Annotated in this window: 7 protein-coding genes; 3 read left to right on the forward strand and 4 right to left on the reverse strand. The window is 50.0% G+C overall.

Annotated elements, in window-relative coordinates:
* The first annotated feature begins 109 nt into the window (after positions 1–109).
* The 3 genes from P2W84_RS13280 (at position 110) to P2W84_RS13290 (ending at position 5,532) form a co-directional block, all read left to right on the forward strand.
* A complete protein-coding gene (locus tag P2W84_RS13280) occupies positions 110–2,416 on the forward strand; it encodes a GH92 family glycosyl hydrolase (protein WP_276090624.1) in 2,307 nt (768 codons plus the stop codon).
* An 86-nt stretch (positions 2,417–2,502) separates the two neighbouring features.
* Positions 2,503–4,977 carry a M1 family aminopeptidase gene (locus tag P2W84_RS13285; RefSeq protein WP_276090625.1) on the forward strand — a complete coding sequence of 825 codons (2,475 nt, stop codon included), beginning with the start codon at positions 2,503–2,505 and terminating at the stop codon, positions 4,975–4,977.
* Positions 4,978–5,007: 30 nt separating this feature from the next.
* Complete coding sequence (locus P2W84_RS13290) at positions 5,008–5,532, forward strand: OmpA family protein (protein WP_276090626.1); 525 nt, start codon at positions 5,008–5,010, stop codon at positions 5,530–5,532.
* Between the two features lie 56 nt (positions 5,533–5,588).
* On the opposite strand, the gene P2W84_RS13295 is transcribed toward P2W84_RS13290, so the two are convergent.
* The 4 genes from P2W84_RS13295 to P2W84_RS13310 are packed head-to-tail and all read right to left on the reverse strand — an operon-like array spanning position 5,589 to position 11,910.
* Positions 5,589–6,389: a helical backbone metal receptor gene (locus P2W84_RS13295; protein WP_276090627.1), complete on the reverse strand. Its 801-nt coding sequence runs from the start codon at positions 6,387–6,389 to the stop codon at positions 5,589–5,591.
* Between the two features lie 36 nt (positions 6,390–6,425).
* Positions 6,426–8,798, reverse strand: coding sequence for an ABC transporter permease (locus tag P2W84_RS13300; RefSeq protein WP_276090628.1), 2,373 nt, complete (start codon positions 8,796–8,798; stop codon positions 6,426–6,428).
* 13 nt (positions 8,799–8,811) lie between these two features.
* On the reverse strand, positions 8,812–9,495 hold the full coding sequence (locus tag P2W84_RS13305) for an ABC transporter ATP-binding protein (protein ID WP_276090629.1): 684 nt from the start codon (positions 9,493–9,495) through the stop codon (positions 8,812–8,814).
* A gap of 42 nt (positions 9,496–9,537) precedes the next feature.
* Complete coding sequence (locus P2W84_RS13310; RefSeq protein ID WP_276090630.1) at positions 9,538–11,910, reverse strand: ABC transporter permease; 2,373 nt, start codon at positions 11,908–11,910, stop codon at positions 9,538–9,540.
* Between the last annotated feature and the right edge of the window lie 6 nt (positions 11,911–11,916).

The following is an 11,916-nucleotide window of genomic DNA, read 5'->3' on the forward strand; positions in this document are numbered from 1 at the left end:
TGTTATATTATTCAACCCATAAAGATAGTAAAACAAGTGAACAAGCTTGTAACTAAGGCGCATTCGCCCTATCTTTCGGCTGTAAACACCAAATAGCAACCTTAAACCCATGAAGCCATTCCTGAAAACGGCACTGGTCCTGGCGCTGGCCTTCGGCTATACCGCCAAAGCGCAGCAGAGAGACCTGGTCCAGTATGTAAATACTTTGCAAGGCACCGATTCCCACTGGGGGCTTTCCTACGGAAACACCTATCCCACTACCGGCCTGCCCTTCGCTACCCATTTCTATTCTGCGCAGACCGGTAAGAACGGCGACGGCTGGAAATATCAATATGCCGCAAAAACCATACGCGGCTTCCAGCAAGTACACCAATGCAGTCCCTGGATGGGCGACTATGCCGTATTTTCCCTCATGCCCGGCATCGGAAAACTAAAGGTAAATGAAAATGAGCGCGGGCTACCGTTTAAACATGCCAACGAGACTGCCAAACCACATTATTATAAAGTAGGCTTTGACAATGGTGTGGTGACGGAAATGTCTCCGGTGGAACATGGCGCGCACCTGCGTTTCTCCTATCCCGCCGGACAAGAACCCTACCTGGTACTCGACGGTTATACCAAAGCGAGTGAGGTAAGGATCGACCCAAAAACACGTACCATTACCGGCTGGGTCAATAACGGACGTTTCATCCCGGACAACTTCAGGAGCTATTTCGTCATGGTATTCGACCAGCCCTTTGAAGCCTTTGGCACCTGGGAAAACAAAAACAATACCACTGCCGCCGGCCAGAAGACGGCAAGCGGTGACGGCGCAGGTGCTTACCTTAAGTTCAGAAAAGGGGTAAAAGTGCAGGTCAGGCTGGCCAGTTCCTATATCAGCCCTGAACAGGCACTTCTCAACCTGGAGCGGGAACTCGGTAAGGCGAAAACACTGGAACAGACTAAATACGCCGCAGCGGACATCTGGAACAAACAACTGGGCCGGGTGCTGGTAGAAGGTAGCACAAGGGAAGAACTGGAAACCTTTTATTCCTGTCTGTTCAGGGCCAACCTGTTCTCCAGGAAGTTCTACGAGACCGGAAAAAATGGTAAGCCATATTACTATTCTCCCTACGACGGAAAGATCCATGATGGCTATATGTATACCGACAACGGATTCTGGGATACCTTCCGTGCGCAGTTTCCGCTCAACAACATTCTGCATCCTGAAATGCAGGGACGTTATATGCAGTCGCTGCTGGATGCTCAGCAGCAAAGCGACTGGTTTCCGACCTGGTCAAACCCAGGTATGTCCGGCGTGATGCTGGGCAACCATGCCATCAGCCTCCTGGCAGATGCCTGGGTGAAGGGAATCCATACTTTTGACCCGGTAAAAGCCCTGGAAGCTTATTACCATGAGAGTACCAACAAGGGGCCTTTCGGGGGATCCAATGGCCGTGAAGGCTGGAAGGATTACTATACCCGGGGCTTTATTCCGCTTGGCGAGGTGCATGAAAGCACAGCCAAGACGCTGGAATACGCTTACGATGATTTCTGTGCCTATAACCTGGCCAAAGCTATCGGCAACCAGCATTTCATGAACATCTATGAGCGTCAGATGTACAATTACCTCAATGTATTCGATCCTTCGGTGGGCTTCATGCGCGGCCGTCAGCCATCTGGTGAATGGATTCCCGGTTTTGACCCGATCGAATGGGGCGGGCCGTTTACAGAAGGCAATTCCTGGCAGTACAGCTGGTCGGTATTCCATGATATAAAGGGCCTGATCGCGCTGATGGGTGGCGACCAAAAGTTCAATGCCAAACTGGACAGCCTCTTTACCATGCATTCTAAATTTAAAGTGGGCTCCTATAAACAGGAGATCCATGAAATGACCGAAATGGTCAACGCCAACATGGGCCAGTATGCCCACGGCAACCAGCCGGTACAGCATGCGCCCTACCTGTATTGCTTCGCCGGAGAACCGTGGAAGACCCAGCAAAGGGTAAGAATCATTATGGACAAGCTTTACAATGCCACTGAAAAGGGCTATCCTGGAGATGAAGACCAGGGCCAGATGTCTTCCTGGTACGTGATCAGCGCCATGGGACTTTACAGCGTATGCCCCGGCACCGACCAGTATGTACTGGGCAGCCCGGTATTCCGCAAAACAACCATCACCCTGGAAAACGGTAAAAAGTTCGTGGTCAATGCACCGGCCAACAGCAGGGAAAATGTCTATATTCAGTCGGCCAGGCTGAACGGAAAGGAACATTCGCGCAACTGGATCAGTTATAACGACATCGTGGCCGGCGGTACGCTTGACCTCGAGATGTCTGCCACACCGAACAAGCAGCGCGGCACTACTGAAGCAGACAGGCCTTATTCTGTCTCGGCAGTTACGGGAAAGCGCGGTACACAGACCAGCGGCAAATAAAACTTTAAAAGTGGAACTCATGTTTTGGGGGTAAAAAATAAAGATATACTGAACTATTGCTTAAATTGCCTGCTTTTATATACCTTATGAGCAGACCCTGGAACAGAACCGCCCTCACCTTCCTATTCACCGCAGTTGCCTTCCTGCCCCTTCAGGCGCAGACTGTAAGACCGGAAACAGCCGACAGTACAGCATACCGTGGTACGGCTACTAAGATCAACGCGTTGGTGCATACCAAACTGCAGGTAAAGTTCGATTACACAAAAAAATACCTTATCGGTAAGGAATGGCTGACCCTGAAACCCTATGCCTATGCGACCGATTCCCTCACGCTTGATGCCAAGGGGATGGACATCCGCTCGGTGGCTCTGGTAGAAGGCGGTACACTCCGCCAGCTCAAATACAGCTATGACCAGGAACAATTGCGCATACAGCTGGGCAAATCCTTTGCCCCGGGCCAGAACTATGTCGTATTCATTGACTATACCGCGAAACCGGATGAACTGAAGACAAAGGGCAGTGCAGCCATTACCGATGCAAAAGGACTTTATTTCATCAACCCGGACAGTGCCGTAAAAGGCAAGCCGGTACAGATCTGGACGCAGGGCGAAACCGAGTCCTCATCGGCCTGGTTCCCGACGATTGATAAACCCAACCAGAAGACCACCGCCGAGATCAGCATTACCGCACCGGCCAGATATGTGACCCTATCTAACGGAAAACTGGCCAGTCAGGTCAAAAATGCAGACGGCACACGCACCGATACCTGGAAAATGGACTTACCGCATTCGCCGTATCTGTTCATGATGGCTGTAGGTAATTTTCGCATTTATAAAGATAAGTGGAAAGAAAAAGAAGTCAACTATTACCTGGAGCCTGCCTATGCGCCTTATGCAAGACAAATCTTTGGGAATACCCCGGAAATGATCGGCTATTTTTCCAAACTCCTGGGCGTAGATTATCCCTGGAACAAATACAGCCAGATCGTGGTGCGTGATTATGTGAGCGGGGCCATGGAGAATACAACCGCTACACTGCACGGCGATTTCGTACAGCGCACGCCAAGGGAAATGCTGGACGAGCATTTCAGCCAGGCGGAAAGTACTATCGCCCATGAACTGTTCCATCAGTGGTTCGGCGATTACGTGACCGCTGAAAGCTGGAGCAACCTGACTGTAAATGAATCGTTCGCGAATTACAGCGAAGTACTCTGGGCAGAGCATAAGTATGGAAAAGATGCGGCAGATGAGCACAACTATGAAGACATGCAGCAATATCTGGGATCTGAAAAGGATGTCCTGAAAAACCTGGTGCGTTTTCACTACAGCGATAAAGAAGAAGTGTTCGATGCGGTTTCTTATCAGAAAGGCGGACGTATTCTGCACATGCTGCGCAGTTATCTGGGCGATGCCGTGTTCTTCAAAGGCCTGAACATCTATCTGAAGCAGAATGCTTTCAGAAACGGCGAGGCCCATCAGTTGCGCCTGGCACTGGAAGAAGCCAGCGGACAGGACCTCAACTGGTTCTTCAATCAATGGTATTTCCAGGCAGGACATCCGCAGGTGCAGATCAGTTACAACTGGGATGCCTCGTCGAAATCCCAGAAAGTAACCTTGAAACAAATCCAGCAAGGCCAGGTCTTTACGCTTCCGCTGGACATTGACCTGTATTCAGGAGGAAGTAAAAAGAGATTTTCGATAATAGCTAACCAAAGGGAACAAACTTTCAGCTTTGATGCGCCGGCAAAACCTGAGCTCGTCAATGTAGACGCCCGCAAGATCACGCTCTGGCAGAAGGAGGACCAGAAAGGCCTGGCCGAATTTGCAGTACAATATGCCCGTGCGCCTTTATACACAGACCGCCTGGAAGCCATAACCGCTGCTGGAAAAGAACAGCAGACCGCGGAAGGCCGGCAGCTCCTGATCAGGGCGCTGGACGACAAATACCATGCATTGCGGCTGCTGGCACTCGACTCAATAAACTTCGAAAATGCAGCACTCCTGAATGCCGCCCTCCCTAAAGTGCGCAGTATGGCATTGGGCGACCCATCGAACATCGTTAAGGCTAAAGCACTGGAACTGCTGGGTGCGCGTAAAGATGCTGCAGACTTGCCGCTGTTCCGTAAGTCGCTCGAAAGCCAGAGCTATGCAGTGCAGGCGGCAGGCCTGATGGGCCTTGCTATGCAGAATGATCAGGAGGCACTGGATGCAGCCAAGAAACTGGAAAAAGACCATAAGAAACAGCTGACGTCGGCCATTATACAGGTATACGCCAAATCTGGAGGTACCGCGGAAGTTCCCTTTGTAGTCTCAGGATTTTCCACAATGGGCGCTCAGGACCAGGTGAGCACCATTCCAGCCTTTCTCGCCATGGCCATGCGCACGGATGATATGGCTACGGTGAGACAAATTATCGATACGGCGAAACAACTTGGCCTGAAATACAAACAATATGGCATTCACAATTATGTCACAAAACTAATGGGCCAGCTTAAACAGGCAATGCAGGGTAAAACCGAAGCAGTGCAGTATATAGACAAGACCATACAGGAACTTCAGTAAACACACGATTAATAACCATAAATTACCCAAATGAAAAGAAGCACGCTTTTAGTTCTGGCCCTTTTAGCCAGCCTCACCTTCTCCTGCAAGACCAAAAAGATCGCTGCAAGGCCGGAACCGGCCCCAATGGAAAAACCGGGCGGTGACGATGAACTAGACAAGATCAGGAAACAGATGCCTAATGACGAAGTAGAACGCACTGAGAACGGCATCAAGTTTACCTTCAGCTCAGAAGTCCTTTTTCCTACCAATTCCTCTTACCTGAGCGATGCGGCAAAAAGCAAACTCGTCGATGTAGCAAAGATTTTGAGTTCGAAGGACCCTAAGCGAAAAATACAGATTGACGGCCACACAGATGCTACCGGCACACCTGAATACAATATCTGGTTGTCGGAAAAGCGGGCAGTTTCGGTGAAAAATTTCCTGGTCGCACAAGGCATAGAAGAATCACGGATCAAAACCTCCGGAAAGGGCGCCAACCAACCTGTAGATACCAACAAAACACCCGAAGGCCGGCTGAAGAACAGGCGCGTAGAGGTTACCCTGCTGAAATGAGCTTGGCAGCGTACTTACTGCCTTAGCCTTTTACCACCTAAGACATATGTCCAGGGTCAACTCCTGAGTTTCTGCTGAAGCTGAAAAAGGTATTGCACCGATTTTATCAGACCGCTGCCATACCAGGAGAACAACTCTCCGTCCACCAGCATTACCTGAACACCTGGAAGCTGCCGTTGCAGTTCTTCCAGGTGTTCCTGTCTAAAGGGATAGGGAATTGATGCAAGCATAACGATGTCCGGGTCCGTTTCCCGGATTGTGGTGATGTCCAGGTGGATGTAACGGTGCTTCCCCGCCACATTCCTGAGCCCGTTGCGGACAAGCAGGTCACTGATAAAAGTATCCCTCCCTGCGGCTATATAAGGGTAATTTCCAACCAGGTAAATTACTTTTTTATCGATTTTTTGCTGCGCAGCCAGTGATTGTAAATCGCTGAAACCTGCCTGCAGCAAATGGTTGAGATAGCTGGCTTCAGGTTCGCGGTCGACAATCGAACCTACAGATGCGATCATGGTCATGGCGTGTTCCAGGGTGGCAACGTCACTGGTCCATACCGGAAACTCATCTGCCAGCTGGCTGAGTTCGCCCCGTCGGTTTTCTTCCTTACCTGCAAGAATCAGGTCGGGCTGAAGACTGCGTATTTTTGCCAGATCCAGCATCTTGGGATCGCCGACTTTAACCCTGGCGGCAAATTTCGCAATCGGATGGATGCAGGAACGGGTAAGGCCCACTACTTCGTTATCAAGGCCGAGTTCAAAAAGGAGTTCGGTCTGAGAAGGCACGACTGAAACGATCCGCTTAGGAGGAAAACTGAATTGCATCGTTCTGCCAAGCTGATCTGTAAAACTACGCTGCATATGACAAAGATATACATAGGGGCCGCTCCAAACGATTTATTCATATTTTAATGCCTCCACGGGGTTTGATCTCGCAGCACGCCAAGCCTGCCAGCTTACTGTCACAAGAGCTAACGAGATGGTGGACAATGCCGTGATCAGAAAGATATCGGCGCCAACAGGTACGTGATAATCAAATTTAACCAGCCATTTATTCATAATGAAATAGCCGAGTGGCATCGCTACAATCAGTGCGACCAGAACGGTCCGTATAAAGTTCAGTGAGAGCATCCCGATGATTCCGGGGACAGTGGCACCAAGCACCTTACGCACGCCTATCTCCTTGGTACGCTGTTCTGCGCTGAACGCGGAAAGAGCGAACAGTCCCATACAGGAAATAAAAACCGATAAGCCTCCGAATACATTGGAAAGTACAGACAGCATTTTTTCTTCTTTAAATTTTCTTTCGACCAGTTCGTCTATAAAGCGTATTTCCGCAGGATACTCTGGATTGAATATCTTAGCGATGCGGCCAATCTCTGCCACATTTTCCTGAAGCCTGCGGTTTGTTCCCAAGCGCATGGTGATATTGCTGGTGCCTCCCGGGTCGTAAGTGATGACCATGGGCGTTTCTGCCTGGTTAGGACTGCCCCATACGATGTCTGCAAAAACACCGACAACTGTCCGCCTGATGTCGTTGTGAACGATCTGCTCACCGATGGGATGACGTAGATTCATTTTACGGACAGCGGTCTGGTTGAGCAGCACCGCTGCAGAATCAGAGGCAAAATCGGGGTTAAAATCACGCCCCTCAATAAGCCTGATTCCATTAGTCTTCAGAAAGTCACGCTCTGCAGCGATCTCATCAAATGTCACATCTTTATCGGACTCCTGCATTCCCCGCCAGCGTAGCCCTGCAGTCATCCAGCTACGATTGGAAATACTTGCAGAGGTCCTGCTGACTGCAGTAACTGCACCCGACCTCAGCAACTGTTCGCGGAAAACGGCGAATTTTTCTTTAAGGAGTCCTTGCTGTGGCATTTCAGCCAGCAAGGACTTTTCATATCCCAGTGGCTTGTTCCGGATAAACTCCAGCTGCCTGTAAATGATAATTGTGGCAATGATGAGTAACACGGAACATCCGAATTGCACGACTACAAGCACCTGACGCACATTCAGCGCATGACGTCCGCCTGTTTGCATCTTTCTCTTCAGTGCCTGTACCGGGCTGAAAGAGGAAAGGAGAAAGGCGGGATAACTACCGGCGATCAGACTGGTGAGCAGCAATAATGTTAAGGTAAGTAACCAATTGTCAGGATCAGCATAGTCAAGTTTTAATCCGATTTCAAGAAGCTGGTTGAATTTAGGCAAACAGAGCTCGACGATGATAATGGCAAGAGCAAAGCTGGCAAGTGTAAGGATAAGTGATTCCATAAGGAATTGTATGACCAGGGCTTTCCTGGTCGCCCCGACGGTCTTTCGGATCGCCACTTCTCTAGACCTCCGCTGTGCCCGGGCGGTGGCGAGGTTCATAAAATTGATACATGCCAGTATCAGGATTCCGAATCCGAGCGCACTGAATAGCTTGACTTGTTCGATCAGGCCTCCAACCGGCTTCCCGTTCTCGAATTTCCCGAACAGATGGCTGTCGGTCAGGCGATAGAGAAAAACTGTCGACTTGGATCCATTATTACTGGAATGGTTGCTGATAAAATCACGGATCCTATTGTTCAAAGCAGGCGCATCAGTATCGTGTTTTAGCGTTACCAGGGTATTAAAGGAGTACGCTGTCCATTGCGGATTGCGCGCCCAGTCATTGAGCCGTTGGAAGAGTTGCCAGTTGGTCAGGCATTCGAACCTGAAAGTTACATTGTCAGGCAGGTCTTTGATCACCGCAGCTACCCGTAAAGCCACTTGGTTTTCAAAGCGCAAGGTTCTGTTGAGCACTTGAGTGGTACCGAAAAGCTTAAGCGCACCGGTTTCGGTCAGCAAAATGGCATCGGGGGTATTAAGGGCAGATGGATCTCCACTAATATAAGTGTATCTGAAAATATGGAGAAATTCCGGGTCAACATAATGTCCCCTTAGTCTGAGCATCTGCTTCCCGTTACTGACCAATCGGCCGCCCTGCCACGTAACACGTGCGATTTTGCTGATCTCTGGGACTTCAGCCTTAAGTGCCCCTGCTAGTGCATCAGGAGTTTGTTCGGCCGTATGTTTAATCACTTTTCCTTCATGGAAATTGACCATGAGGCGATATATATCACCGGCTCCCCGGAACTGTTTGTCATAATTCCATTCATAACTAACGTAAAGCAGCAGGATCAGGCTGGCCGCCAGCCCGACTGCAAGTCCAATGACATTGATCAGCGCAGCCATTTTATGCTTCAGCAGATTTCTGAAGGCAATTTTAAGGTTGAGTTTAAACATAGGTTATGGTCGGTTACTTCGATAAAATATCATCATCCTTAATCACACCGTCTACCAGGTGCAGTATCCGGTTCCCAAATTGAGCATTGGCTTCCGAGTGGGTCACCTGTATGATGGTGATCCCTTCATCCTGGTTGAGCTTTTTGAACAGCTCCATAATCTGCAAGGCCTGCACGGATTGCAGGTTGCCTGTCGGTTCGTCGGCCAGGATGAGTGAGGGCCTTGCCACCAGCGCACGGGCAATACCTACCAGCTGCTGCTGGCCGCCACTGAGCTGATTGGGAAACAGGTCCTTCTTGGCGACCATATTGAAACGGTCTAGCATATCGGCGACCCGGCTTTTGCGCTCAGCGCCACCGATCTTCTGATAAAGCAGGGGTGCCTCGATATTTTCAGCTACAGTCATTTCATCGATGAGGTGATAGGCCTGGAAAACGAAGCCGATATGGCTTCTGTACAGTTCGATACGCCTGCGTTCGTTCAGCGTAGTGATGTCCTCACCCATGAAATGGTATTTGCCGTAGGTAGGTTCTTCCAGCATACCAAGAATATTCAGCAGCGTAGATTTTCCCGCGCCGGAAGGGCCCATAACAGACACAAATTCTCCCTGCCCTATAGTGGTGGTCACATGGCGCAGGACATAGCTTTTTACGCCTTTATTGGAATAATATCGCTCAATGTCTTTTAGTTCGATCATCGTTTTTTAAGTGTTATAGATTAAATAGCGCTGTTGTGATGGTTATTCATATTTCAGTGCATCTACCGGGTTCGTCCTGGCCGCTTTATAAGCCTGCATGCTCACGGTCAGGAAAGCGACCATCAGTGTAAAGCCGACAGAAAGCGTAATGACCCACCAGGAAAGGCTCACCTGGTAATCAAATCCGTTTAGCCACCTGGAAATCAGGATACCGGCCAGCGGCACGCCTGCCAGTACAGCAATAAATATGGTCTTCATGAAGGATACAGACAGCAGCCCCATAATGCTGGAAACGGAAGCACCCAGCACCTTGCGCACACCAAATTCCTTTGTGCGCTGCTCGGCGCTGTAAGCAGCCAGTGCAAAAAGCCCGAGGCAGGAAACGAAAATGGCCAGCCCGCCAAAAAGGTTGGCCAGGATGCCCAGTATCCGCTCCTTCTGGAGTTTCTCTGCATAAAGGCTGCTCACGAACTTCAGGTCTGGGGGGTAAGCGGGATTAATTTCTTTGGTGATCCGCGTGATGGTTTCTATATTGCTGCTTAAACTGTTCGCCGGGTTCAGTCTTAGGGTGATCTGTGAACTCCAGCCAGGGTTGAACGCGATCACCATCGGCTTCTCAGAATAAAACGGCGATCCCCAGATAAAATCCTGGAAAACACCTACTACGGTCCTTTCCTCGCCATGGTATTTTACCCTTGTGCCTACCGGATCCTTCAGCTTCATCACCTTTACCGCCTTGCTGCTCAGCAGCACGCCTGCGGTATCAGAAGCAAATTCACGTGAAAAATCCCTTCCCGCCAGCATTTTCAGCCCATTGGTCGCTGCGTAATCATAGGTAGTGACGATTTGGTTGAACACGACCATTTTATCGGCCTCATCCATCCCCGGCCATTCGAAATACCAGAAGCTGGAACCGTCACGGGAAATGCTTCCAGAAGATTGGCAGAGGTTGGTAACTGCACCGCTGCGCAGCAGGGCCTCGCGATATAGCGCAAACTTCCCGGTAAGTGTCCCCTCCTGCGGAATCTCTACCAATTGGTCGATATCGTAACCTACCGGTCTATCCCTGATGTAACCCACTTGCCTATAGATCATAGCTGTGCTGATGATCAGCACAATAGTAAAAGTAAACTGCAGCACCACCAGCACCTGCCTGAAACTGACGTTAAACATACCTGAGCGGGGTGTCCGCTTCCTGAAGATCCTGACCGGATCAAAGGATGAAAGGTAAAGTGCAGGATAACTGCCGGAGATGAGCCCGGTTACCAGGATACAGGCCAGCATGCCCAGCCAGTAAACCGGATTGCGGTAATCGATGTGCAGTTCCATATGGAGCATATGGTTGAAAGCCGGGAGCGAGACTTCTACAAGGACGATACTAATGGCCGCGCTGATTACAGTAAGCACGGTAGATTCCATGAAAAACTGACTGATCAGGGTACTGCGCTGCGCGCCGAGTGTTTTTTTGATGCCCACTTCCCTGGCCCGCTTCTCAGATTTTGCGGTAGCCAGGTTCATGAAATTGATGCAGGCGATCAGCAAGATGCCGATGGCCAGTGCAGTAAACAGGTATACGCTGCTGATCTCTCCGCCTACGCTCTTTCCGTTCAGGAAACTGCCATGCAGATGCTTTTCCGATAAAGGATAAAGGAACATCTCGGTATTTGAACCTTTCTGATGTCTTTTGATCAATCCGTGCAGCTTTTTATTGATGGCGACGACGTCTGCCTTTTTATCCAGTAACACCAGGGTCTGCCAGTTGTAATTTCCCCATTCGGGTACTTTTACCCATTCAAACTTTGATTCATAGAATGACCAGGGGATCAGCACATCAAACCGGTTGGAACTGTTGAGCGGCAGGTCTTCGACAACTCCGCTGACCTGCAGGTCGGACTCATCCTGATAGCGCAGGGTTTTGCCGATCCATGGGCCCCTACCAAAGAGCAGGCTTGCGGTAGACCGGGTGAGTATCACCGATTGCGGTGAGCTCAGCGCAGTAGCCGAATCGCCCTCCAGAAAATGATAGGGGTACATCCTGACAATATCGGGTTCGGCAAACTTCACTTCCCTCCTGAAGCCTTCTCTGCCAGCCGATACGAGTCCAAGCCCACCGTAGCCGATCCTCGACGAGGCGATCACTTCAGGTATTTCCTGGCGGATAGTTGGCGCGGCCATGTTACTGGTCAGTTCACTGGTACTGCCTATCTTTCCTTTTTCATCTTCAAAATTAGTCATAACCTGGTAAACCTGCCCGGCATTGTGGCCCCGCCGGTCAAAGCTCAGCTCATGGCCTACATAGAGCATCAGCAGGATACAAGCAGCAAGACCAATGGCCAGACCGAGCATATTGATCAGCGAAGCGCTCTTGTGCTTCCAGATGCTCCTTAATGCAATTTTAAAATTGAGTTTATACATACGTTT

Source organism: Pedobacter sp. JY14-1 (assembly GCF_029269825.1).
GTDB lineage: Bacteria > Bacteroidota > Bacteroidia > Sphingobacteriales > Sphingobacteriaceae > Pedobacter.

Bases quoted from the DNA above. Each gene is read 5' to 3' on its own strand.
- P2W84_RS13280 (WP_276090624.1), top strand. From the start codon at position 110: ATGAAGCCATTCCTGAAAACGGCACTGGTCCTGGCGCTGGCCTTCGGC.
- P2W84_RS13310 (WP_276090630.1), bottom strand. From the start codon at position 11,910: ATGTATAAACTCAATTTTAAAATTGCATTAAGGAGCATCTGGAAGCAC.
- P2W84_RS13305 (WP_276090629.1), bottom strand. From the start codon at position 9,495: ATGATCGAACTAAAAGACATTGAGCGATATTATTCCAATAAAGGCGTA.
- P2W84_RS13295 (WP_276090627.1), bottom strand. From the start codon at position 6,389: ATGCAGCGTAGTTTTACAGATCAGCTTGGCAGAACGATGCAATTCAGT.
- P2W84_RS13290 (WP_276090626.1), top strand. From the start codon at position 5,008: ATGAAAAGAAGCACGCTTTTAGTTCTGGCCCTTTTAGCCAGCCTCACC.
- P2W84_RS13300 (WP_276090628.1), bottom strand. From the start codon at position 8,798: ATGTTTAAACTCAACCTTAAAATTGCCTTCAGAAATCTGCTGAAGCAT.
- P2W84_RS13285 (WP_276090625.1), top strand. From the start codon at position 2,503: ATGAGCAGACCCTGGAACAGAACCGCCCTCACCTTCCTATTCACCGCA.